25 protein-coding genes are annotated in these 21,864 nt (G+C 69.1%); 13 read left to right on the forward strand and 12 right to left on the reverse strand.

The annotated features are described in order from the left end of the window. Positions 1–6 precede the first annotated feature (6 nt). Complete coding sequence (locus G3I71_RS38155; RefSeq protein ID WP_164322284.1) at positions 7–582, reverse strand: Uma2 family endonuclease; 576 nt, start codon at positions 580–582, stop codon at positions 7–9. Positions 583–824: 242 nt separating this feature from the next. On the opposite strand from G3I71_RS38155, the gene G3I71_RS38160 reads away from it, so the two are divergent. After that, positions 825–1,661: a L,D-transpeptidase family protein gene (locus G3I71_RS38160; RefSeq protein WP_164322286.1), complete on the forward strand. Its 837-nt coding sequence runs from the start codon at positions 825–827 to the stop codon at positions 1,659–1,661. A 280-nt stretch (positions 1,662–1,941) separates the two neighbouring features. On the opposite strand, the gene G3I71_RS38165 is transcribed toward G3I71_RS38160, so the two are convergent. From G3I71_RS38165 to G3I71_RS38200, 9 genes are all read right to left on the reverse strand, one after another. After that, positions 1,942–3,123, reverse strand: a complete 1,182-nt coding sequence (locus G3I71_RS38165; RefSeq protein ID WP_164322288.1) for a hypothetical protein — start codon at positions 3,121–3,123, stop codon at positions 1,942–1,944. Beyond that, positions 3,123–3,785 carry an RNA polymerase sigma factor gene (locus tag G3I71_RS38170; protein ID WP_164322290.1) on the reverse strand — a complete coding sequence of 221 codons (663 nt, stop codon included), beginning with the start codon at positions 3,783–3,785 and terminating at the stop codon, positions 3,123–3,125. Before G3I71_RS38170 ends, G3I71_RS38165 begins: the two co-directional genes overlap by 1 nt. Before the next feature lie 286 nt (positions 3,786–4,071). Next, positions 4,072–4,269 carry a hypothetical protein gene (locus tag G3I71_RS38175; protein ID WP_164322206.1) on the reverse strand — a complete coding sequence of 66 codons (198 nt, stop codon included), beginning with the start codon at positions 4,267–4,269 and terminating at the stop codon, positions 4,072–4,074. Beyond that, positions 4,266–4,847 (reverse strand): RNA polymerase sigma factor, encoded by a 582-nt coding sequence (locus tag G3I71_RS38180; protein WP_164322291.1) that lies wholly within the window; start codon positions 4,845–4,847, stop codon positions 4,266–4,268. The genes G3I71_RS38175 and G3I71_RS38180 overlap by 4 nt, the downstream gene beginning before the upstream one ends. A gap of 123 nt (positions 4,848–4,970) precedes the next feature. Then, positions 4,971–5,093 carry a hypothetical protein gene (locus G3I71_RS52415; protein ID WP_275409353.1) on the reverse strand — a complete coding sequence of 41 codons (123 nt, stop codon included), beginning with the start codon at positions 5,091–5,093 and terminating at the stop codon, positions 4,971–4,973. Positions 5,094–5,372: 279 nt separating this feature from the next. After that, the gene (locus tag G3I71_RS38185; protein WP_164322293.1) at positions 5,373–5,948 is read right to left on the reverse strand and encodes a hypothetical protein; all 576 of its coding nucleotides are present in this window, start codon (positions 5,946–5,948) and stop codon (positions 5,373–5,375) included. 75 nt (positions 5,949–6,023) lie between these two features. Continuing rightward, the gene (locus G3I71_RS38190) at positions 6,024–6,560 is read right to left on the reverse strand and encodes a hypothetical protein (RefSeq protein WP_164322342.1); all 537 of its coding nucleotides are present in this window, start codon (positions 6,558–6,560) and stop codon (positions 6,024–6,026) included. 93 nt (positions 6,561–6,653) lie between these two features. Further along, positions 6,654–7,478 carry a DUF4328 domain-containing protein gene (locus G3I71_RS38195; RefSeq protein ID WP_164322295.1) on the reverse strand — a complete coding sequence of 275 codons (825 nt, stop codon included), beginning with the start codon at positions 7,476–7,478 and terminating at the stop codon, positions 6,654–6,656. Positions 7,479–7,587: 109 nt separating this feature from the next. Continuing rightward, positions 7,588–9,240 (reverse strand): glycoside hydrolase family 20 protein, encoded by a 1,653-nt coding sequence (locus G3I71_RS38200; protein WP_164322344.1) that lies wholly within the window; start codon positions 9,238–9,240, stop codon positions 7,588–7,590. Positions 9,241–9,600: 360 nt separating this feature from the next. Between G3I71_RS38200 and G3I71_RS38205 the strand changes: the two genes are divergently transcribed. The 8 genes from G3I71_RS38205 to G3I71_RS51660 all read left to right on the forward strand — a co-directional run bounded on the left by G3I71_RS38205 (position 9,601) and on the right by G3I71_RS51660 (position 16,333). Then, positions 9,601–10,185 carry a 2-oxo-4-hydroxy-4-carboxy-5-ureidoimidazoline decarboxylase gene (locus G3I71_RS38205; protein ID WP_164322297.1) on the forward strand — a complete coding sequence of 195 codons (585 nt, stop codon included), beginning with the start codon at positions 9,601–9,603 and terminating at the stop codon, positions 10,183–10,185. A gap of 211 nt (positions 10,186–10,396) precedes the next feature. Continuing rightward, positions 10,397–10,777, forward strand: a complete 381-nt coding sequence (gene sdhC / locus G3I71_RS38210) for a succinate dehydrogenase, cytochrome b556 subunit (RefSeq protein ID WP_164322298.1) — start codon at positions 10,397–10,399, stop codon at positions 10,775–10,777. Positions 10,778–10,782: 5 nt separating this feature from the next. Next, positions 10,783–11,274 carry a succinate dehydrogenase hydrophobic membrane anchor subunit gene (locus tag G3I71_RS38215; protein WP_164322300.1) on the forward strand — a complete coding sequence of 164 codons (492 nt, stop codon included), beginning with the start codon at positions 10,783–10,785 and terminating at the stop codon, positions 11,272–11,274. 31 nt (positions 11,275–11,305) lie between these two features. Then, positions 11,306–13,060, forward strand: a complete 1,755-nt coding sequence (gene sdhA / locus G3I71_RS38220; protein WP_164322302.1) for a succinate dehydrogenase flavoprotein subunit — start codon at positions 11,306–11,308, stop codon at positions 13,058–13,060. After that, a complete protein-coding gene (locus G3I71_RS38225) occupies positions 13,060–13,839 on the forward strand; it encodes a succinate dehydrogenase iron-sulfur subunit (protein ID WP_164322304.1) in 780 nt (259 codons plus the stop codon). The genes sdhA and G3I71_RS38225 overlap by 1 nt, the downstream gene beginning before the upstream one ends. A 160-nt stretch (positions 13,840–13,999) precedes the next feature. Further along, a complete protein-coding gene (locus G3I71_RS38230; RefSeq protein WP_164322306.1) occupies positions 14,000–14,812 on the forward strand; it encodes a hypothetical protein in 813 nt (270 codons plus the stop codon). A gap of 112 nt (positions 14,813–14,924) precedes the next feature. Next, positions 14,925–15,371 carry a hypothetical protein gene (locus tag G3I71_RS38240; protein ID WP_239149581.1) on the forward strand — a complete coding sequence of 149 codons (447 nt, stop codon included), beginning with the start codon at positions 14,925–14,927 and terminating at the stop codon, positions 15,369–15,371. After that, a complete protein-coding gene (locus tag G3I71_RS51660; RefSeq protein WP_239149582.1) occupies positions 15,368–16,333 on the forward strand; it encodes a hypothetical protein in 966 nt (321 codons plus the stop codon). Before G3I71_RS38240 ends, G3I71_RS51660 begins: the two co-directional genes overlap by 4 nt. On the opposite strand, the gene tnpA is transcribed toward G3I71_RS51660, so the two are convergent. Then, on the reverse strand, positions 16,308–16,736 hold the full coding sequence (gene tnpA, locus G3I71_RS38255) for an IS200/IS605 family transposase (RefSeq protein ID WP_164322308.1): 429 nt from the start codon (positions 16,734–16,736) through the stop codon (positions 16,308–16,310). The genes G3I71_RS51660 and tnpA overlap by 26 nt on opposite strands. Positions 16,737–16,760: 24 nt before the next feature. On the opposite strand from tnpA, the gene G3I71_RS38260 reads away from it, so the two are divergent. After that, entirely contained in the window at positions 16,761–18,056 is a 1,296-nt protein-coding gene (locus G3I71_RS38260; RefSeq protein ID WP_239149583.1) for a transposase, read from the forward strand. 197 nt (positions 18,057–18,253) lie between these two features. Then, positions 18,254–18,910, forward strand: a complete 657-nt coding sequence (locus tag G3I71_RS38265; protein ID WP_164322310.1) for an FG-GAP repeat protein — start codon at positions 18,254–18,256, stop codon at positions 18,908–18,910. Positions 18,911–18,983: 73 nt separating this feature from the next. Here G3I71_RS38265 and G3I71_RS38270 read toward each other — a convergent pair whose 3' ends face one another. After that, the gene (locus G3I71_RS38270; protein WP_164322312.1) at positions 18,984–19,199 is read right to left on the reverse strand and encodes a hypothetical protein; all 216 of its coding nucleotides are present in this window, start codon (positions 19,197–19,199) and stop codon (positions 18,984–18,986) included. A gap of 548 nt (positions 19,200–19,747) precedes the next feature. Here G3I71_RS38270 and G3I71_RS38275 point away from each other — a divergent pair. Continuing rightward, positions 19,748–20,971, forward strand: coding sequence for a helix-turn-helix domain-containing protein (locus G3I71_RS38275; RefSeq protein WP_164322314.1), 1,224 nt, complete (start codon positions 19,748–19,750; stop codon positions 20,969–20,971). Further along, positions 20,968–21,495, forward strand: coding sequence for a flavoprotein (locus G3I71_RS38280; protein WP_164322316.1), 528 nt, complete (start codon positions 20,968–20,970; stop codon positions 21,493–21,495). Before G3I71_RS38275 ends, G3I71_RS38280 begins: the two co-directional genes overlap by 4 nt. Positions 21,496–21,864 lie beyond the last annotated feature (369 nt).

Raw genomic sequence — 21,864 nt, forward strand, 5'->3', positions numbered from 1 at the left:
CCAAGGTCAGCCGTCGAGGAGAGTGTCCACGGAGAGTTCGACCCGAACGCCGACCGACTCGGGAACCAGCACGCTCTGGCCCCGCTTGAAGCGCTGCGGGTCGGGATACTTGCCGTCGACCGGGTCGGCGTAGAGGAGCACCTCGCCGTGCTTGCGGTCAGCGACGAGGTAGGCGGGGATGCCTGCCTGGGCGTAGCACTCGACCTTGACATAGAGGTCGTCGGACCAGTTGGAGGAGGTCACTTCGACCACGAGGCGGAAGACTTTCGGGGCGTAGTAGTTCTTCGTGACGTGGGCGTCGCGGAAGTCCTCGTCGACGACGGAGAAGTCAGGGATCGCGAAGTCCTCGGGCAGCGCGGGCAGCCGGAGGCCGACACCCTGAACATATTCATGCCCGGCAGCGACGATGCCTGCCAGATCGAAAGCCCTCCCCAGCTTCGTCAAAGACAGCGCGTGAGAGCCGTCCGGCGGTGGTGTCACAGTGAGCCTCCCCTGGAGAATCTCCACGCGGTGCCCGGGCAGTGCACGGGAGAGCTGGTCGGCGGCTTCGCCCAACGTCAGCTCGTGCTGCAGTACGGCCACGGCATCCTCCTCTTCAGGGGTCACACTTCACGAGAGTAACCGGGGGCGTGCGCTTTCCCCTTCCGATCACCCATTCGGATGAAACGCCCAGCTCAGGGGGCATCGGAAGGCGCGGCGGGCCTGTACATCGGTTCGACGGGTAGTCCTGGGGCCGACTCGCGCGTCATGGTGTGTGCCTCGGCGTAGCTTTCACGGGGGTTTGGCTGATGAGCTTCGGGGGGTCCGGCTTGCGTACTACGGGCATGCGAAAGGTGATGTTCGCCGTTCTCACGGCTCTTGCCGTGGGCGGTTGCACGGTGCAGACCACGGACCCGGACGGCGACCCGCGGTCGCCCGTGCACATCCAGGTTTCACACCCGCCCGACGACAAACCCGGCGCCACGACCGCACCGGCGCCCACTCCCACACCCACACCCAAGAAGGCGGACCCCGCGCCCTCCCCTCCCGCCGCCGTTCTCTGGTCGCGCGGTGACAGCGGGCGGGACGTGCGGGAACTCCAGGCGCGGCTGCGTCAGGTCGCCTGGCTCTACGACGGGCCGACCGGTTCGTACGACGATCTGACGGAGAACGCCGTCAGGGGCTTCCAGGGCAAACGCGGGCTGCCGCGCACCGGGCGGACCGACACCGTCACCTGGCAGCGGCTGCTGCGGATGACGCACGAACCGGGACAGTGGGAGCTGTATCTGATGGGCGGGCAGCCGGCCGCCTATGCCGACCCGCGCTGTCTGACGGGCCGGGTGCTGTGCATCAGCAAGACGAGCCGGACGCTGCGCTGGATGATCGACGGCCGGACCGTCTCGACGGTGGCCGTGCGGTTCGGCAGCCAGTACACGCCGACCCGGGAAGGCGTCTTCAGCGTCTACTGGAAGTCACGGCACCACGTGTCGACGCTCTACGACTCCCCCATGCCCTACGCGATGTTCTTCAGCGGCGGCCAGGCGGTCCACTACTCCGCCGACTTCGCGGTCCGCGGCTACGGCGGCGCCTCGCACGGCTGTGTGAACATCCGGGACGAGACGGCTATCGCCGCGATCTTCGCCGAGGTGAGCAACGGCGACAAGGTCGTCATCTACTGGTGAGGCCGTGAGCCTGCGACCGTGAGGGTGATCTGGGGCGCGGACGGGACCGGGGGAACGTGTCCCGCCCGCGCCAGGTGCACGAGCCGAAGGTACGGGGGGAACCCCCGGCTCTGTGCGAGGAACCGATGACCAGTCGGCTCACTTCCTACTGCGTCGCCGCCGCCGAAAGTGTCACACCCGGCGCGCGAGAACTTCGCCGGAGCACATCGCCCGCGCGCATCTGCGCAGGTCGGAGCCATGCACCGCGGTGCGGAGAAGTGCGCTCCGGGGCGTACGGGGCTCAGGTGGCCGTCGGCAGCGGCAGGACGCCGTACGACGGGTCGGGGTCCGGCCCCGGTTCGTACTGGGGCTCGTCCACCCTGAGCGCGGTGAAGGTCGTCGGTGTGGGCGTCGGCTTCGCCGCTGCCCGGCTGCCGTGGCCCCCGCCGTTGCCGCTCCCGTGGCCGTTTCCGCCGTCGTCGCCATTGCCGTCGCCGTTGTCGCCACTCAGTCCGTTGCCCTGGCCGCCGGTGTCACCGGCGCCGTTCTGGCCGTCCTCGGCGCCGGTGTCTCCCCCGCCCGCCCCGCTGCCGCTGCCGGTGCCGGTGCCCGTGCCCGTGTCGGCGTTCGAGCGGACGTCCGGTTCGTCCCTCAGGGTGTCCTCGCAGTACTGGGAGACCTTCTTGGAACCCTTGGCCGCCTTCTCCAGGGCCCGTCTGCGCTCCGCCTCCAGTTTCTTGCCGCTGCGTATGTCGCGGCAGGACAGGGCGAGTGCGCTGCGCCGGTCGCCGGGCAGGTCCGGATCGGTGCGGGAGCCCTGTCCCGTGCCGGTCGGGCTGTCCTCGGGCTCGTCACCCCCGGCGGTGCCCTTGTCGAAGGAGCCCCCGGCCGTGCTGTCGGGCCTGAGGGACGGGACGCCCTTGCCCCCGGTCACGTCCGGCGACGGTGAGCCGAGCATGGGGTCGCGTGACGCGTCGGCCGACACCGTGGCGGCGGGGCGGCCGGGCTCGTGCCCGCCGAACGGGTTGGGCAGGACGCCGACGCCGGCGGCCATCGCGACCGAGCCGACCATGCCGACGGTCAGCGCGGCACCGAGCCCCAGCCGCAGAGGACGGCCCCAGCGGGCCGCGCGGGCGCCGCGCCGGTGGGAGGCACCGGAACGCCCGAACCCTCCCACCCGTACGAGGCCCATGTCCGAGCCCAGGTCCGACGCGGACGGCGTTGCGGTCGCGGGGGCAACGGTGGTGACGTCCGGGGCCGGGCGGGCCTTGCGGAAAGCGGCCAACGCGGCGGCCTCGCCCGGGAGTTCGGCGCTGCCAGGCGGGGTGTCCACGGAGAGCGCGCCCAGGGTCTTGGCGAGCAGCTCTGCCTGGTCGCGGGCTTCGGGGCTCACGGACTCCAGTGAGGGCTCCAGCGGTTCCCCGCTCAGCAAACGTTCCGCCGCAGCGCGGTCCAGCCACCTGTACGGGTCGTCGTCGGCCATCACATGTCCTTCTGCGTCCGCGAACGCGTATGCGTCACACCGGCCGACGAAACCGCACGTCCCTGCGGTTCCCGTGGGGGCGGCAGTGCGTCGAGCGCGGCGGTCGCGTCCGGGTCCTCGCCGAGCAGCTCCGCGAGCCGTCTCAGCCCTCGGTGCGCCGCCGTGCGGACGGCTCCGGGGCGCTTGCCGAGGGTCTCGGCGGCGGTCTTGGCGTCGAGGCCGACGACCACCCGCAGGACGACGGCCTCGGCCTGGTCCTGCGGAAGCCGGGCGATGAGGGAGAGGGTGCTGTCGGTGGCCAGCGACTCCATGGCCTCGCTCGCCGTGTCGGAGTCGGCGGGCCGGCCGGACAGCTCGGTCTCGTCGCCGCCTATGACGGGGCGGCGCCCGCGCATCCGTATGTGGTCGAGGGCTCGGTTGCGGGCGATCCGGGCGGCCCAGCCCCGGAACCGGTCCGCGTCCCCGCTGAACCGGTCCAGGTCGCGGGCGATCTGGAGCCAGGCCTCGGACGTCACGTCCTCGGCGTCCGGATCGCCGACCAGCGTCCGTACATACCCGAGCAGCCGTGGGTGCACCGAGCGGTACACAGTCCGGAACGCGGTCTCGTCCCCGGTCTGTGCCGCAAGCACCGCGGTGGTCAGCTCCGCGTCGTCCCCCTGCACCGCGCACACCTCAAGACCTCAGTGGATGCAGTTGCCTGTCGTCCGCAGCCTGTAGCGAAAGGCACGTTACGGCGTGAAAGCGTTCCTCGTCCATGTCCGTACAACGTGCAACTAACTCGTGATCCGGTGACGGTGTGACAGAAAACGCACGCGCGACGCTGTAGGAGATACGGGCCGCCGCGCGGCCCGTGCCGCGCGACGGCCGGGGCCTCTCCTGTGGGGGGTGGCGGCCCCGGTCGTTGCCATCGGCGGACAGCGGGACCCTCCTTTGTCGCAGGACCCTCCGTCATCGCCAGTCGTCCCGGCGCCGGGTGCGTGTCACCTTGTGCGCGCCGGAGTCCCGGGCCAGGAGAAACGCGGCGATCGCCCTCCGCTCCCCGTCGCCGGTGGCGTCGTCGTCCCGTGGGCCTTTGCGCAGGGCGGCGCCGAGCAGCCCTGCCAGGTGCCCCCGGCGTCGGCCGCCTGCCGTGTCGTCGTCGTTCATGTCGGTTCCCCCAGTTGCCGGGCCAGGCGTTTCAGGCCCCGGTGTGCGGCCGTGCGTACCGCGCCGGGGCGTTTGCCGAGGACGCGGGCTGCGGCCGGGGCGTCGAGACCGACGACCACCCGGAGCAGTACCGCCTCGGCCTGGTCGGGCGGGAGTCCGGCGATGAGCCCGAGGGCGTACTCCGTGGAGAGGGTCTCCAGGGCCTGGTCGGGGGTGCTGTGCGGGCCGGGCAGGTCCAGTACGTCCGGTTCGAGCGGCGTCCCCTGGGGCCGGGTCCGTCTGCGGCGCAGCAGGTCGAGGGCGCGGTTGCGGGCGATGGTCGCCGTCCAGCCGCGGAAACCGGCGCCGTCACCCTTGAAGCGGCCCAGGTCGCGGGAGATCTCCAGCCAGGCGTCGGACGCCACGTCCTCCGCCTCGTCGCCGACGAGCCCGCGCAGATAGCCGAGGAGTCCGGGCTGCACGAGCCGGTACGCGACCGCGAAGGCGGCCTCGTCCCCGTCCTGGGCCCGCGCGACGGCGTCGCCCAACTCCGCGTCGTACAGCTGTACCCGGCGGGGTTTCCGTCGTCCCTGGCCCAAGCGCTGTCCTCGTCCGTGCCGGCGTGGCGGCGTACCGCGTGCGAGTGCGGGTTCGGCTCCCCGTCTTCCGCCCCCATGGGCATCTGCGTCGCTCGGCACGGAAACGTCACTGCTGGCGCCGGTTCAGATCGTCGTGGCGTCCCGGCACAGCAGCCGCAGCGAACCGTGGCCGGCGAAACAGCGGCGGGCCTCGTCGACCGGGTCCCACAACCGCCCATCGGCCGTACGGAGCTGATCGAGAACCAAGACAGCACATGCACCTCCAAGCTTTGCGGTACAAACCGGGCTGGTTTCAACCCGGCTGGTGTTGATCGTGGAAGACCTGTTGGGTCGCTGACCCGCAGGCGGCGTGAGCCAGGAATCCCCCTGCTTCAACTGGGGGAGGATTCAAAGTCCAGGAAAGCGTGCGTATGGTCGGCGGCCCGCGTAACCCGATTCCGGCGACTGCCCGGGATCGGCGCGGGACCACCGCAGGTCCATTCCAGAACGATCACGGGAAAGCAACAGTGCCCCCGGTTCTTAGGGTCAGGCCCGTCCGCGTGCCCGTCGCGACACCACGGCGCGCAGGACACGCCGCCCCTCCGTCGACACCGCCAGCGCCTGCCGCAGTCCGCCGGAACCGTGGCCGGCGAGCAGTTCCAGGACGGTGATCTGGCGCCGCAGTTCGGCCGCCACGAGGGGCGAGATGCCCTCCGTACGGCCTTCACGGTGGGAGTCGACCGAGGACGGGCCGGTGGCGGAGGCGTCCAGGAGCCGGTGGATACGGAGGGCGGCGACAGAGCAGTCGTCGGCCCATTCGCGCAGGTCGGCGCCGGACCGGGTGGCGGGGGCGGTGGCGAGCATCCGCCGGGCGAGGAAGGTGGCCTCACCCTCGGCGGAGGCCACGGGGGCGGCCGGGTCGTCGGGGCCGAGCTTGACCCGGGTCTGTTCCAGGCGGGTCGCCCAGTCCTCGGCGTCGCTGCCGTCGGTGAGGCTGGTCCACAGGGGACGCAGGCTCTCGTCGTCACCGCCGAGGAGGGACACACACCGATCCAAACAAGCCAGTCCGCTGACTGTCAGGCCACGCTCGTCAGCGCCGGCGATCAGTTCCACCAGGCTCATGCAGGCCTCCCTCCGAGGGCGCCATCCCTTACGGTGCCCGTACTGTCCCTAGCTGCGTGCAACGTACCCGGAGCGTCACAGGGGCAGAACACCAAGTCGGTCGAGGAACCGGAAGAACAGGTTTTCGGCCAACGGGTCGGGTTCCGAAGTCAGTACGTCGAGGAGCGGCGCGGCGTTCACCGTGTGGCCGGCCTCGGCGGCCCAGTCGACCGCGCGTCGGGCGGCGTCGCCGGGTTCCAGGAAGTAGTCGTCGAGCGTGAGCCCGGCGCCTTCCTCGCTCTCGGTCTCCCCTTCGCCCTGCCCGGCACCCAGGTACCCGGCCATCGCGCCGCGCGCCAGACAGGTGGTCCACGCCCCGCTCGTGGGCGCCGCCGCCTCCAGCACCACACAGTGGCTGTCCATCACGTACCCGAAGAGCGCGGGCGCGCCGGTCTCCATGGCGAGCGTGTTCATGCTGCCGACGTCACCGTCGCCGCTCGGGTACTCCCACACCTGCCAGCCGTCGTCCCGGCGTTCGCGCGAGGTCAGCCCGTCGCGCACCGGACTCAGGGCGTCGGTCTCCGCGAGCGGCCGCTCGCTCCTGCCCACGATCAAGTAGCCCCAGTAACCCAATGCCATCCCCCTGGCGTTTCGGTTCTGCTCGCACTGCCCGCGCCGAATACACCACAGACACGGCGAGTTGGCCAGGGATCCGACAATCGGACGTCAGACGCCCATGGGGACAGGCCCCCGCAGGGCCTTCTCGTGCTGCATACGGGTCAGCCGGAGCACGACGAGGATCGCGAGGACGGCTGCCACGATGTCGACGGCATCGGAGACGAGCACCTGGACGACGGCACTGCGGATCTCGTCGGCCGTGTCGGCGCGGTCGAACGTGCCGAAATCCTCCGGGTTGATGAAGAGCGTGATGAGCCACAGCGTCCACCAGGCGTTGACGAGCCCGTGCGGGGCGCGGGTACCCGCGGGGCTGCTCGCGTCCCAGATGTCCAGCATGATCCGGCGCGGGAACCACAGGCTGACGACCGGCACGAACCAGCACCAGCCCGTCCAGCCGCGCTTCATGGTGTGCCCGAACGGGTTGAACACCTCGGCGTTGACCCGTACACGCAGGAACCAGACGAGGAAGAAGACGGCCGCCGCGAAGAAGGCCGCCGTCTGCGCGACTCCGGCGGCGTAGTAGAGCGAGTCAGCCTGGTCGGAGCGGCGCATGAGGGCGTTGTAGCCGCCATTGCCCAGGCCGTCGTCCGCGAGGGCGCCCATCACGTCGTACATGTTGATGCCGGCGCCGACGGCGAAGAGGTCGGCGGCGATGACCACGCCGAGCATGACGACGACGGCCTTGCCGATTCCGACCGGCGAACGCAGCCAGGCCGGTCCGTGCGGCTGGACGACGGGGCCGGTCGGTGCGGAAGCCGCCACGGGCGCGGGAGCGGGCGTCGATACGGGCCCGGGATCGGGATCGGCGGCGCAGCCGGAACACAGGCCGGCGGGCGTCGACGCCTTGAACACATGGCAGCGCTTGCAGAACATACGGATCCCCCGACAAGAAGCCGGGCGCGCCCCTTCCCCAGGGGCACGCCCGACATACGAATACCTGTGCGGAACCTATGGTTCACCCGGCCCCCGCGTCCAGCCGGTTTCAGCCCAGCGTGCCCGCCAGTTTCTTGAACGCGGTCCAGGACAGGGGTGGCTGGGCCCGGGGATCCCACAGTTTCTGCACGGTCGCCCGCAGCGGCAGCCGTATTCCGGCGGCCACCTGGTTCTGGGTCTGCGATCCGGCGAGGTCGCACCAGACGGCGAAGACCCCGCCGAGGATCTGCCCGTCGTACGACGCGGAGACGGCCGTACTGCCGCGCAGCACCCGGGGGGTCCACTGCTTGTAGATCCGCTCGCCGGTCGGATAGACGAAGGTGTTCGGCTGCCCGAGCACGTAGTAGAGGTACTCGTCGTTGTAGTTGACGACCTTGCGGCCCGCGCTCAGGTAGGCGGTCGGCTGCCGGGCGCCGATCTCCTTGCCGGTCCAGTAGGCGACCTGGATGTCCTTGCCCGGCTGGACCGAGCTCGACTTGTAGAAGCCGTCGTTCCAGGCGCGCACGTTCGTCCGGTTGTGGGCGCGGACGGTCGCGGCGCGGTCGTTGAGCCAGCCCGTCGCCAGGTCGGAGACGCCGGCGCCGGGCCCGTACTTCTCGGTGGCCGCGGCGGCGAGCTGAGGGTAGGAGGCAGCCGGGTCGGACACGGCCAGGGCCCGGTACTCGTCGCCGCCCAGGTGCCAGGACGCGCCCGGGAAGAGGTCAGCGTACTCGCCCAGCAGGTCGTCGACGATCTTCGCGGCCCCGGGCTCGGAGATGTCGATCGCCCCGCGTGCCGCCGTGCCCTGCGCGTTCTTCAGCTGGAGGTCGGGGTGGGCGGCGAGGACAGCGCCCAGGTGGCCCGGGGAGTCGATCTCGGGCACGACGGTGATGTGACGGCTCGCGGCGAGGGCGAGGATGCGGCGGACCTCGGCCTTGGTGAGGTGGTTCTGGGACACGACCTCCGGGTGCGTGTCCGAGGCGATCCGGAAGCCCTGGTCGTCGGAGAAGTGCAGGCCCAGCTCGTTGAACTTGAGGTCGCCCAGCTCACGGACGCGGGCCTCGATCCAGGCCGCCGTGAAGTGCTTGCGGGCGATGTCCAGCATCAGCCCGCGCTGCGCCTTGGCCGGCCGGTCGCGCACGACACCCTCGGAGGCGGTGCTCCCGCCGGTCACCTCCTGCTTGAGGGTGCGGGTGCCGTAGAAGACGCCGGCTTCGGCGGGGGCGGCCACGGTGACACGGCCGCTCTTGACGGTGAGGGTGTAGGACTCGGGGCCCTTCGCCGCCTGCGCCGGGTCCAGCTTCAGCTGGACGTCCCCGGCTCGGGGGGCGGCCGTCCCGCCGTACGTCATCCGCAGCTCGCCGGCGAGCAGCTTCCCCTCGTCGGCGAGGCCGGCGGCGGTGACGACCACCCGGGACGCCGAGGCGGGCCGCCAGCCCGGCCCCCGGGCGGGTACGTGCTCGCGTACGGCGGGGATGGTGCGGGGAGTCTTGGAGAGGGGGTAGACCCGGGCGGGAGACGGGGAGGGGGAGGCAGGGGCGCGGGACGCCGTGGCCGCGGAGCTGTCCGTCCCGGCCGTGTCCGAGGAGCGCGCCACGCCGGTCGACGCGATGTCGCTGCCGGAGTCGGTGCTGGTGCTGGTGCCCGTGTTTCCGACCGGCCAGAGGACGACGGTCACCCCGACCGCACCGGCCGCGACGAGAACACCGGCCCCGAGAAGCAACCCGGACCCCTGTCCGTACGTCTTCCCGATCAGACCCCGTTTCCGCTCAGGAGCCCGGCGCCTCCGCCCGGTCACCGGGTCCCACCTGCCAGAGCCTCACGTATCGCCCGCATGCCACGCACCTCCTGGTTCGCCTCCACCTCTGAACCTACGGCCCCACCCCAACGAAAGCGTCCACCGTACGTTCCGAAACTCTCCCGTTCGGGTGAAATTCAGACCTCCGTCGGACAGCTCCTGACCACTCTCGATAATGTGAGCGGCGCCTCTCCACTCTCCAGGCGCATCTCACACACCGACTCAGACCTCCGAGGACTCACGCTGTCCGCGCACCGTCTTCCCCAGTTCTCCGGCCCGCTCGCCATGCCGGCACAGACGCGCACCGAGTCCCCCTCTCCTACGGCGCTGAGCCTGGCACGGTTCAACACCGAGCCCGCCGAGGACATCGAGCGCGTGCTCCTCACCTGCCTGCGCAGCCTCCGCTGGGCCCGCCGTCTCGCCGACCACCGTCCCTACCCTGACCTGGACTCCCTGCTCGCGGCAGCGGACGAGGCGGCGTACGACCTGACCCCGGGCGATCTGTCGGAGGCGCTGGCCGCCGAGTCGCTGCCCGCTCTGCCGGACGAGGTGTACGCGGCGGCCCACACGGCCCTGGGGGCCGCGCATGCGGCGTACGAGGCCAGGTTCGGGCATGTCTTCGTCATCTGCCTGGACGGCACGCCTCCGACGGAGGTCCTGAACACGATCCTGACCGCCATCCGGTCACGTCTGACCAACGATCCGGAGGAAGAGCGGGTTGTGGCGGCGGAAGAACTCCGGCGCCTGGCAAGAGAACGGTTGGTGGGCATGCTCAGGGGCGCGGGGCTGCAACATATTGCGGCTCCGCCGCGATGGGGGTCCCCCCGCTCGAGCGAAGCCGAGAGTGGGGGAGCGACCAGCCACATCTGACCGGTCACCCGGCAGACAAACCGCAAACACCTCCCCCAGTAGCCGCACGCAATAGCCCGTACGAAGCCTGTTTGATCACATCGGTAGGCCCGCTGTAAGCGTTCCGACAACACGTCGCTACGATGGCGAGGGCCGGTGGACCGTACCCGGCCGGGCCCGTCCGACAACCGAAGCCGGCGCGGCCCCGATCCCCGCTCCCGGAGGGTTTTCCGTGCCGGCTGGAACGCTGTACCGCGGCCGGGAAGGAATGTGGTCCTGGGTGGCTCATCGAGTCACCGGCGTCCTCATCTTCTTCTTCCTGTTCGTACACGTCCTGGACACCGCTCTCGTCCGTGTCTCTCCCGAGGCCTACGACAAGGTTGTGGCCACGTACAAGACGCCGATCGTCGCCGTGCTGGAGTACGGCCTCGTCGCCGCCATCCTCTTCCACGCACTGAACGGCCTCCGCGTCATCGCCGTCGACTTCTGGTCGAAGGGCCCGCGCTACCAGAAGCAGATGCTGTGGACCGTCGTCGGCCTGTGGGTCGTGCTGATGATCGGGGCGGTCTACCCCGTCCTCGGTCACGCCGCTCGTGAACTGTTCGGGAGCTGACGCACATGGCGACGACTGAATCCACCGCCTCGGGCATCGGCCCCGTCGAGGGCGCGGGCACGTTCGCGGGGTACGACGCCGACAACCCGGCTCCCCTGATCGAGGCCCCGCGCAAGCGTACGAAGAAGACCCCCAAGTCCACCCGGGGCAACTTCGAGATGTACGGCTGGCTGTTCATGCGGCTGTCCGGCATCGTGCTGGTCGTGCTGGTCCTGGGCCACCTCCTCATCCAGCTCGTGCTGGACGGCGGTGTCTCCAAGATCGGCTTCGCCTTCGTGGCCGGCCGCTGGGCCTCGCCGTTCTGGCAGGTCTGGGACCTGCTGATGCTGTGGCTGGCGATGCTGCACGGCGCCAACGGCCTGCGCACCGTCATCAACGACTACGCGGAGCGCGCGAACACCCGACTGTGGCTCAAGGGCCTGCTCTACACCGCCACGGTGTTCACGATCCTGCTGGGCACGCTGGTGATCTTCACCTTCGACCCGAACATCCGCTAGGCCACGGTGCTGAGGGACTGAGGAAATCCTGATGAAGATCCACAAGTACGACACCGTCATCGTCGGCGCGGGCGGCGCCGGCATGCGCGCCGCGATCGAGTCGACGAAGCGCAGCCGTACCGCCGTACTGACGAAGCTCTACCCGACCAGGTCCCACACGGGCGCCGCGCAGGGCGGTATGGCCGCCGCGCTCGCCAACGTGGAAGAGGACAACTGGGAGTGGCACACCTTCGACACGATCAAGGGCGGTGACTACCTGGTCGACCAGGACGCCGCCGAGATCCTGGCGAAGGAGGCCATCGACTCGGTCCTCGACCTGGAGAAGATGGGCCTGCCGTTCAACCGCACGCCCGACGGCACGATCGACCAGCGCCGCTTCGGCGGACACTCCCGTAACCACGGTGAGGCGCCGGTCCGCCGGTCCTGCTACGCGGCCGACCGTACCGGCCACATGATCCTCCAGACGCTGTACCAGAACTGCGTGAAGGAGGGCGTGGAGTTCTTCAACGAGTTCTACGTCCTCGACCAGCTGATCGTCGAGGTCGACGGTGTGAAGCGGTCGGCCGGCGTCATCGCCTACGAACTCGCCACCGGTGAGATCCACGTCTTCCAGGCGAAGGCCGTGATCTACGCGTCCGGCGGCTGCGGCAAGTTCTTCAAGGTGACGTCGAACGCGCACACGCTGACGGGTGACGGCCAGGCGGCGGTCTACCGTCGCGGGCTGCCGCTGGAGGACATGGAGTTCTTCCAGTTCCACCCGACCGGCATCTGGCGCATGGGCATCCTGCTGACGGAGGGCGCCCGCGGTGAGGGCGGCATCCTCCGCAACAAGGACGGCGAGCGCTTCATGGAGAAGTACGCGCCGGTGATGAAGGACCTGGCGTCGCGTGACGTCGTGTCCCGGTCCATCTACACGGAGATCCGTGAGGGCCGTGGCTGCGGTCCCGAGGGCGACCACGTCTACCTCGACCTCACCCACCTCCCGCCGGAGCAGCTGGACGCCAAGCTGCCCGACATCACCGAGTTCGCGCGCACCTACCTCGGTATCGAGCCGTACACGGACCCGATCCCGATCCAGCCCACCGCGCACTACGCGATGGGCGGCATCCCGACGAACGTCGAGGGTGAGGTGCTCCGCGACAACACGACGGTGGTGCCCGGCCTGTACGCGGCCGGCGAGGTCGCGTGTGTGTCGGTGCACGGCGCCAACCGCCTCGGCACCAACAGCCTCCTGGACATCAACGTGTTCGGGAAGCGGGCCGGTATCGCGGCGGCGGAGTACAGCCAGAAGGCCGACTTCGTCGAACTCCCCGAGAACCCGGCGGAGTTGGTGATCTCCCAGGTGGAGCACCTGCGCGAGTCCACGGGCACGGAGCGGGTCGCCGCACTGCGCCTGGAGCTCCAGGAGACCATGGACGCGAACGTCATGGTGTTCCGTACGGAGCAGACGATCAAGACGGCGGTGGAGAAGATCGCGGAACTCCGCGAGCGCTACCGGAACGTCTCGATCCAGGACAAGGGCAAGCGGTTCAACACCGACCTCCTGGAGGCCATCGAGCTGGGCAACCTGCTCGACCTGGCCGAGGTCATGGCGGTCTCCGCGCTGGCCCGCAAGGAGTCGCGCGGCGGTCACTACCGCGAGGACTACCCGACCCGCGACGACGTCAACTTCATGCGCCACACCATGGCGTACCGCGAGGTGGGCGACGACGGCACCGAGTCCATCCGTCTCGACTACAAGCCGGTCGTCCAGACCCGCTACCAGCCGATGGAGCGTAAGTACTGATGGCAACCCCTGTTCTGGACAAGGCGGACGCGGCCGGCGAGCCCGAGCCCGGCTTCGCCGACTCCCCGTACATCACGGTCACCTTCCGCATCCGCCGCTTCAACCCGGAGCTGGCGGCCGAGGCGGTCTGGGAAGACTTCCAGCTGGAGATCGACCCGAAGGAGCGCGTCCTCGACGCCCTCCACAAGATCAAGTGGGACCAGGACGGTTCGCTGACGTTCCGTCGCTCCTGCGCGCACGGCATCTGCGGCTCGGACGCCATGCGGATCAACGGCAAGAACCGCCTTGCCTGCAAGACCCTGATCAAGGACATCAACCCCGTCAAGCCGATCACGGTCGAGCCCATCAAGGGCCTGACGGTCCTGAAGGACCTGATCGTCGACATGGACCCGTTCTTCCAGGCGTACCGCGACGTGATGCCCTTCCTCATCACGAAGGACACCAACGAGCCGACGCGCGAGCGCCTCCAGACGGCGGAGGACCGGGAACGGTTCGACGACACCACGAAGTGCATCCTGTGCGCGGCGTGCACGTCCTCGTGCCCGGTGTTCTGGAACGACGGCCAGTACTTCGGCCCGGCCGCGATCGTCAACGCGCACCGCTTCATCTTCGACTCGCGTGACGAGGCGGGCGAGCAGCGCCTGGAGATCCTGAACGACCGGGACGGCGTCTGGCGCTGCCGGACCACGTTCAACTGCACGGACGCGTGCCCGCGTGGCATCGAGGTCACGAAGGCGATCCAGGAAGTGAAGAGGGCGCTGATCACTCGGCGGTTCTGACCTTTCATTGCTCTCTGGTGGCCGTGCTTCTGTATCGACAGAGGCACGGCCACCGGGCATTTCGGCCTCGCGGTGACCGTGGCGATCGCGAGCCACGCACACCCTCAATACCCACCAGTACCACTAGGAACTTGGTCAACTCCCGTTACAGACTGGGCACATGACCATCCTGAGGAAATCGATCGCAGCACTGTCGGCCGCCGCAGCCACGTCGGCCACACTGCTCGCGATACCCCCCACTGCCTCGGCAACTCCCGCCCACGACACGGCACTTGGCCAACGTCCTTTCGTACGGGAGAACTTCGACCACCTTCCCATCGGCCCGGTCACCGCTGGCCGCGGCTGGACGACGGACACCTCCAACGGCACCCTGACCGTTGCCCCGAGCACGACCGGCAAGGGCCGAGAACTCCGCATCCGTACGCAGGGCAACGGCCGCGCCTTCGTCGTCTTCCCCAACCTCTCGGCGCCCGGCAACAGTTACTGGGCCCGCATGCGCCTACGCGTGGACGCGTTCCCCACGGCCCCCGACTGGGCCCACTGGACGATCGCGGAGGTCTCCGGCGCGGACTCCCCCACCCTCGTACGTCCGTTGGGCGGCCAGTACGCCCCCACGGACAAGGGCAACTTCTGGGGCGTCGGCTCCGACCTGGGCCCGACGGGCGACTGGACGTCGTGGAAGACGTCGGCACCGGCGGTCGCAGACCAATGGCAGTGCGTGGAGTTCCATCTCGACGCTGCGGACAGCCGGGTCACGGTGTATTTCGACGGGGTCGAGCAGTCGGACCTGACGGTCTCCACCCAGAGCCACGGCGGCGCCCAGGACTCCGACTTCGCCTTCCCGACCTTCGACAAGCTGAAGCTGGGCTGGCAGCTGTACCAGGGCGACCCGACTCCGTCGTCGTACGAGATGCGGGTGGATGACATCGCGTTGAGTACGGAACGGGTCGGGGGTTGCGGGGGCAGGGGCTGACGAGTCGGTCCGATGGTGGGCGGGGTGGCTCGGCCGCTCCGCCCACAGGCGGAAACCCGATCCGATGGGCGGTCGTCAGCCTGGTGAAGCGGCAGCAGAAAGGGGCACGCCCATGACCGCCTTCCACTCGTGGGACGAAGTCAAGGGAGAGGTCTTCGACACCGAGGACCTGGCAGTGATCGCCGTAGGAGCTCCACGTGCGGGGGTTCCTGGAAATCCGCCTCACTCGTCCGGTGGCCCCGTGGTCGAAGACCTCACGTCACGCCTGCTCGCCGGACTGGTCCACACCGAGAACATCGAGGCTCTGCGCCAGGCCCTGCCCGAGGCTCTGCCGTGGAGCACCCTCCTGCCCGCCGAGGATGTCGACACACTCCTCGCGGAGCTGGTGGACACGGCACGCGAAGCGGTGGCCCTGGACAACCTCGCCCCCATCGCACTCCTGCTGACTCAGTGGCGGCACAGTGCCGAGATCTACGCGGACCCCACCCTGCTGGCCATACTCACCCGCGAACCAGAAGGAGACCTCGGCCCCGTAACCATGCCCGAGAGGCACAAGTGAGCCCCAAGCGCGGAGAGCGGGCCGCGCCGCCTCCGGTCGACAACGAGTACGACGTCCGCTTCGCCAACACCGAGGCCGCCACCGGCTGGGAGCACCTCTCCCGCCACTCGGCCGGCAATCTACGCCGCGCCTTCGAGAGGATCTGTGCCAACCCACGGGCCCTTGACCACCCCGACCGACATCACCAGCTCAAGGGCAAGCTCGGGACCAGCACCTTCAAAGGCCACACCTTGGAACGCTGGCAGTACGAGGTGACCGAGGGCGGCCGTATCTGGTACCTCCTGGACGACGCCAACCGCACAGCTTGGATCACCTATGCGGGCACCGGACACCCGAAGGTCACGGACGGAGCAGCGCTTTCTTTCTCCGCCCGAGCCGCGTGGTCTCGTCATTGGGCGCTGTGCACGACGCAAGTCGTCGTGACGCGCTGCGACTGTCGCTCCGATCAAAACTGCTGCCCTGTGGCGTACAACCCCCCGGACTCCTCGCAGGTCTTATCTGCGCTTCCCGTACCGGCAGGCGACGTTACCGCTCTGCCCAGCGCAACCGGTTCCGGCAACCCGGACACCGCCGGCGCACTGCGTGGCCCGCCCCTACGGCCTCGTCCGGACGGTTGCGACCAGACCATCGCGGGCAGCCGCAAGGCCCCCGCACACCGCAGGAGACACATGTCCATACGCACAACCGGTCGCCTGGTCCTCGCGACGGCAACGTCCGTCGCGCTGGCCGGCGGGCTGCTCAGCCTGTCAGCAGGCCCCGTGACCGCGGCCACCCAGGCCAAGTACGCCGACGACTACAACGGCGACGGCTACCGCGACTACGCGTTCGGGCACGGCGGCGACTCGGTCACCGTGAACGCCGCAGCGTCTGGTCCGGTCATGGGACGGCGCGGAGCGCCGGGGACGCTTCCCGGCGGAGCCGGGGTCTGCGGTGGGGTCAGGTCGGGCGCTGTTGTTGCTTGATGTACTGCTTGACGACGGTCAGGGGTGCTCCGCCGCAGGAGCCTGCAAAGTAGGAGCCGGACCAGAAGCGTCCGCCCCACAGGTAGCGGCTCACGTGGGGTTCGAACTCCTGGCGCAGGCGGCGGGAGGAGACACCCTTGAGGGAGTTCACCAGTTTCGACAGGGCGGCCTTGGGCGGATAGTGCACCAGTAGGTGGACGTGGTCGTGGTCGCCGTTGAACTCGCGCAGTTCGGCTTCGAAGTCCGCGCACACCTCGCGCATGATCTCCTCGCACCGGTCCAGCATCGCCTCAGTGAACACTCCGCGACGGTATTTGGTTACGAACACCAAGTGGACGTGGAGGTTGTAGACCACATGGCGACCGGTTCTGACGTCCTTGTTTGGCTTCCACCTGGGTGACATGAACCAATGCTAGCGTCAGCCGTCATGGGGCGACGGGACGTGCAACCAGGCCTGGTGGAGCGGCAGGGCGGGCATCGTGCCCGACTGGCACTCACCCCTGCCCAGGTGGCTGTCCTGGACAGGCAGGCGCATGCGGCGCGTACCACCTGGAATCTGTTGCACGACTGGTGGACGATGCTGCCGAAGGCGAAGCGGAGTCTGGCGGCCGCCGATGCGGTGATCCGGCAGGGCCGTGCCGAGCTCGACTGGCTCGCCGTGCTGCCCGCGCAGGCCGCCCAGGCGGTGTTGAAGACCTACTTCCGGGCCTGGAAGAACTGCCGGGAAGGGCGGGCCGGGGCGCCGGAGTTCAAGTCCCGTATCCGTACCCGGATGAGCATCGACATCCCGCAGGGCCGTGACCTGCACGTCGTGCGCGTCCACCGCCGCTGGGGCATGGTCAACATCCCCAAGCTCGGGAAGGTCCGCTTCCGCTGGACCAAGGATCTTCCGGTCGGCAAGGGCGCGGGCAAGAAGAACAGGATCACCGGGGCGCGGTTGGTCAAGGACGCGCTGGGCTGGCACATCGCCTTCCGCGTGCAGACGATGGAGGAAGCCCCCGCCGGGCATTGCGGTCCCGAGGTGGGCATCGACGTCGGGATCACCGTCCCGTTGGCCCTGTCCGACGGCGCCAGGGCCGAACACCGGCCGTGGCTGTCCCAGCGGGAAGAGGCCCGGCTGCTGCACTTCGAGCAGCGCGCCGCCCGCCGTAAGGAGCAGCGGAAGAAGGGTGAGCGCACCAGCCGCCGCCTGCACGCCACGTACGACCAGATCGCTCGTATCCGCGCGACAGCCAAGCGCAGGCGCGGCGACTGGCAGCACAAGACCACCACCGCCCTCGCCGACACGTACGGCACGGTGGTCGTCGAAGCACTGCACATCACGAACATGATCCACTCCGCCAAGGGCACCGTCGAGGAACCGGGCAGGAAGGTCGCGCAGAAGGCCGGCTTGAACCGCTCGATCCTCGGCGAGGCCTGGGGACGCACCGTGGAACTCCTCGCGTACAAGGTCGCTCGCCGGGGAGGCGCTCTGGCCGAGGTACCCGCACCGGGCACCTCCCAAGAGTGCTCGCAGTGCCACACGGTGACGCCAGGCAGCCGACGAAGCCAGGCCGAGTTCGTGTGCCAGAACCCCGCGTGCGGCTGGGAAGGCAACGCCGACCACAATGCCGCCCGCAATGTGCTGCACCGATACCGGACGGGCCACGCGCTCGCCCCGGCTGCCGGGAGGGCAGTCGTCAGGCGCGCTTCCCACGGCGTCAAACCCGCCACCGCAAGGTAGGCAGGAATCTCCCCCGTTCACGAGGGAGAGAGCTTCAAATCTACCGAGGCGGCATCTCCCCGGCCGGTACGACGGGCAGGGTCACCAAGCACGACCACCGGGACCTGGGCGAGACCACCGCGCTTGTCGCCGGAAGGGTCACCAAGGACAACGCCACGGACCTGTACGTCCTCGGCCAGGGCTACAAGGACGACGCGATGGCCCAGGCCGCCTGGTTCCTGCGCGGCGGCGCCACGATCACGTCGGGCAGGCTCACGACGTACAACAACTCGCAGCCCGACTACAGTCCGACGGGCGTCATCGCCGACTTCGACAAGAGCGGCTACGGCGACCTGGCGGTCAGCGACGTCCCGCACAGTAGGATCGCGGGCTCGGTCGTCATCCTGCGCGGGAGCAGTACCGGCCCGGTGAGCACGTACTCCCGTCTGACGCAGGCGACTTCGGGCGTCGCCACGGACGCCACGAAGGGCGACGCCTTCGGCTACTCCCTCTCCGCCGGCGACACCAACCGTGACGGGTATCCGGACCTCGCGGTCAGCGCGGTGTCGGAAAAGGTCGGCTCGGTCTCGGACGCCGGTGGCGTCCATGTCCTGCGCGGCAGCAGGAACGGTCTGACCGGCGCCGGTTCCCAGTGGTTCACGCGGGCCACGGCGGGCGTCCCGGGCGACACCTCGCAGTACCAGATGTTCGGCCTCGCCGTCCGCCTGCGCGACATCGACCGGGACGGCGACGCGGACCTTCTGGTCTCGGGGCAGTACGGCGTCGGGAACGTGCTGCTTCGAGCGGCGGGCGCGAGTGGCGTGACGGTGGGGGCTGCGAGCGAGGTGGGGGTTCGGGCCGAGTTCCCTCAGTAGGGGGAACTCGACCGGATGAGGGGCCTGGTGACCGATGTGGATTGTCTGTCGGTCACCAGGCTCTGGTGTCGCTTCAGGTTGCGGAGTTCCCGGCGCAGAGGGCGCGGATCCGGGCCAGCAGCGCGAGCGGGTAGGGGTCCGGCTGTACGAGGTGCGCGTGGGCGCTGTGCGCCCAAATCTCCCGGCCGGGCCCGGAGTTGGCGTGCACGTATGCCACTACGACCGCGTCGTCCGGGTCGGTGATCAGCTCGTCGCAGTGGCGACACATGTGCAGCCCCGGCAGCGTCATGACACGTCCCCGGGCTGGGTGTGGCAGGGGCAGCCGCATCTGCGCATCAGCAACAGGCCGCCGCCGTGGGGCAAGGGGACATCCTCGGTCTGACGACAGTGGCGGTGCAGATCTTCGTACTCGGGGTGCTGTGCGACCGTGCATTCCGCTGATGAGGGTGGGGTGTCTGTGGCGGTACGGATGGTCACAGCGCGGCCTGCTGCCTGCGGTGAAGCGGACAGGCGCAGGGTGGGAACGCGTTCCTCAGGGGGAGCGGACCGTCGCTCCCCAGGACCCTGACCACGCCGCGATCCTCGACGATCTCACCGCTTTCGCCGCGCACGGTGTAGACGTGGATTGTCATCCTGACCCCGGATTCACGCCCGTGATGCGGAGCTGTAGCTTGCGTCATGTCGACCTGCTTTCTTCAGGTGGGCCATCGCCCCGGGGCCGCGCGAACGGTCGCCGGGGTCTTCGCAGAGTTGGTGTCCTCTCGGACCGTAAGGGCTGTATAACGGTGAGTAGGCACGCAACGTGCGTGCGTCATCGACTGGTCACCGGGGGGCTCGATGGACACGCGGGGCATCGGCAGGCGTATTGCCTACTGGCGCGAACGTCGGCGGATCACTCAGGCGGACTTCGGGGCGCTCATGGGCATGTCCCGTAGGTGGGTTCAAGACCTGGAGGGAGGGCAGCGGCAAAGTGATCCACGGCTGTCCGTCCTGGAAGGGGCGGCCCGAGTGCTGTCAGTACGTCTCGAAGATCTACTGTCGGACGCTCCGCTCGGCAAAAGTGGCGAGTGCGTGGACGGCACTGAACTCGCGGCGATCCGCCGCACGTTGCAACACCACGACGTGATCACTAGATCCTGCGACGGGACCGCGGTCGAGCCCGTCCCCGTCGAAATGCTGAGCAGCAACGTGGAGTACGGCTGGACCGCGTTCCAGGCAAGCCACTTCGCTTCGCTCGGCCGCGTAGTCCCAGGGCTCCTCATCGACGCCAATCGTGCTGCCGCCAGACACGAGGGGGACGCACGGCTTGCGTCGTTCCGGCTGCTGTCCATGTCTCTGCAACTGGTCGAGGCCGTGGCGATCAAGTTCGGCGACACCAGCTTGGCGTTCATGGCAGCAGACCGGTCGGTAGCGGCTGCCGAGCGATCCGGGGACCCGGTCACCATGGCTGCGGCGGCCCGGCACCTTGCCGACGCGATGACTCACCACGGGCAGGCCGCCGCCGCTGTCGAGTTCGCCGTCGCTTCCGCTGGCCGCCTTGAGCGCGACCTGGTTGGGCGTGGCGCAGACGGGCTCTCCGTTCTGGGCATGCTCTATCTCAAAGCCGCCATGGCGTCAGCCAGCATCGAGAACCGCAGCGCCACCCCCGATCTCCTCGATCAGGCCGACCATCACGCTACGCAGCTCGGCACGGACGGCAATGCGATGTTCACCGCGTACGGGCCAACGAACGTTGCCGTGCACCGCGTTGCCGCGCACGCGCGGCTCTGCGAAGGCGCTGAGGCCATCTCCGCCGCTGAGGCCATTCCGGCGTCGCGCCGCGATGCCCTGCCACGCGAGCGGCGGGCTCACCACCTCGTCGACCTTGCCTACGGTTACACACAGGCCGGCCGTCGGGAGAAGGCGGTCGAGACGCTGCTCCTGGCCGAGAAGGAAGCTGCGGAAGAGGTGCACTGCCGCCCCAACAGTCGCCAACTTGTCGAGGATCTGCGCCTTCTGGGCACGGGAAGTGCCGAGGGACGCTTGCAGGCACTCGCTACACGGTGTGGACTGCCCGGGTGACCAAGATCCTGTATCTGATCTCCTGCGCCGCTCCGCCCGCTCAGTCCGTCGCTACCGGCATACGCAAGGCCCAAGCCGCTGGGTGGGGTGTCTGTCTCATTCTCACCCCTTCCGCGCATAGTTGGCTCGAGAACGACATCGCCGAACTGCGCGAGCTGACCGGGTATCCCATACGCCATCAGTACAAGCTGCCAGCCGAATCGGACGTGTTGCCCTCACCGGACGCGATCCTCGTAGCCCCCGCCACCCTCAACACCCTGACCAAGTGGGCCGACGGCCACGCCGACACGCTCGCTCTTGGACTTGTCACAGAGGGCATCGGGCTACGGCTACCACTTGTTGCCCTGCCCTACCTGAACCAGGCTCAGGCAGCTCACCCCGCCCTCGAACGGAGTGTGTCCTTTCTCCGCGAATGCGGGGTGACTGTCCTTCTCGGCCTTGGGGGGTTCGTACCTCACGTGCCCAAACACGGTGACCTGGAATCCTACCCGTGGGATGCGGCTCTGGATGCCCTGCCCAGATGATCGCAAACGACGTACTCCCACGTCCGACTCCGCCTCCAGCGCGACGCCATCGACACCCTCGGCATCGCCCTTGACGGCCCTACCAACGACGAGTCGACCCGCGATGACGGCAACGACCCGGCTCCGTGAGGAGCCACCGCCCACTGACGCTGCCGACAACTACTGATGATCTATGCGCGATGGCGGTCGCAGGCCTTGCGTACTCGCAGGTCGCGCAGTTGCGGTCTGGCCGCCCCGCCCTTGTACTACAGCCTCAGATCTTGAGGTTGTGATCGGTTCTGCTCGGGTTGCCGCCAGGGGCGTAGGCGGGTGGGCAGGGGGTCGCCGCGCCGGTTGTAGTGGCTGATGGTGGCCCGGGTCTGGTGCAGG

The sequence above is a fragment of the Streptomyces sp. SID12501 genome, from assembly GCF_010550245.1.
GTDB lineage: Bacteria > Actinomycetota > Actinomycetes > Streptomycetales > Streptomycetaceae > Streptomyces.

What these genes read in the sequence shown, in the direction of transcription:
- G3I71_RS38270 (WP_164322312.1), bottom strand. Translation starts at nt 19,199, where the DNA reads ATGACGCTGCCGGGGCTGCACATGTGTCGCCACTGCGACGAGCTGATC.
- G3I71_RS38160 (WP_164322286.1), top strand. Translation starts at nt 825, where the DNA reads ATGCGAAAGGTGATGTTCGCCGTTCTCACGGCTCTTGCCGTGGGCGGT.
- G3I71_RS38225 (WP_164322304.1), top strand. Translation starts at nt 13,060, where the DNA reads ATGGCAACCCCTGTTCTGGACAAGGCGGACGCGGCCGGCGAGCCCGAG.
- G3I71_RS38165 (WP_164322288.1), bottom strand. Translation starts at nt 3,123, where the DNA reads ATGGCCGACGACGACCCGTACAGGTGGCTGGACCGCGCTGCGGCGGAA.
- G3I71_RS38275 (WP_164322314.1), top strand. Translation starts at nt 19,748, where the DNA reads ATGGACACGCGGGGCATCGGCAGGCGTATTGCCTACTGGCGCGAACGT.
- tnpA (WP_164322308.1), bottom strand. Translation starts at nt 16,736, where the DNA reads ATGTCACCCAGGTGGAAGCCAAACAAGGACGTCAGAACCGGTCGCCAT.
- G3I71_RS38240 (WP_239149581.1), top strand. Translation starts at nt 14,925, where the DNA reads ATGACCGCCTTCCACTCGTGGGACGAAGTCAAGGGAGAGGTCTTCGAC.
- G3I71_RS38205 (WP_164322297.1), top strand. Translation starts at nt 9,601, where the DNA reads ATGCCGGCACAGACGCGCACCGAGTCCCCCTCTCCTACGGCGCTGAGC.
- G3I71_RS38265 (WP_164322310.1), top strand. Translation starts at nt 18,254, where the DNA reads ATGGCCCAGGCCGCCTGGTTCCTGCGCGGCGGCGCCACGATCACGTCG.
- G3I71_RS38195 (WP_164322295.1), bottom strand. Translation starts at nt 7,478, where the DNA reads ATGTTCTGCAAGCGCTGCCATGTGTTCAAGGCGTCGACGCCCGCCGGC.
- G3I71_RS38230 (WP_164322306.1), top strand. Translation starts at nt 14,000, where the DNA reads ATGACCATCCTGAGGAAATCGATCGCAGCACTGTCGGCCGCCGCAGCC.
- G3I71_RS38175 (WP_164322206.1), bottom strand. Translation starts at nt 4,269, where the DNA reads ATGAACGACGACGACACGGCAGGCGGCCGACGCCGGGGGCACCTGGCA.
- sdhA (WP_164322302.1), top strand. Translation starts at nt 11,306, where the DNA reads ATGAAGATCCACAAGTACGACACCGTCATCGTCGGCGCGGGCGGCGCC.
- G3I71_RS38185 (WP_164322293.1), bottom strand. Translation starts at nt 5,948, where the DNA reads ATGAGCCTGGTGGAACTGATCGCCGGCGCTGACGAGCGTGGCCTGACA.
- G3I71_RS38215 (WP_164322300.1), top strand. Translation starts at nt 10,783, where the DNA reads ATGGCGACGACTGAATCCACCGCCTCGGGCATCGGCCCCGTCGAGGGC.
- G3I71_RS38260 (WP_239149583.1), top strand. Translation starts at nt 16,761, where the DNA reads ATGGGGCGACGGGACGTGCAACCAGGCCTGGTGGAGCGGCAGGGCGGG.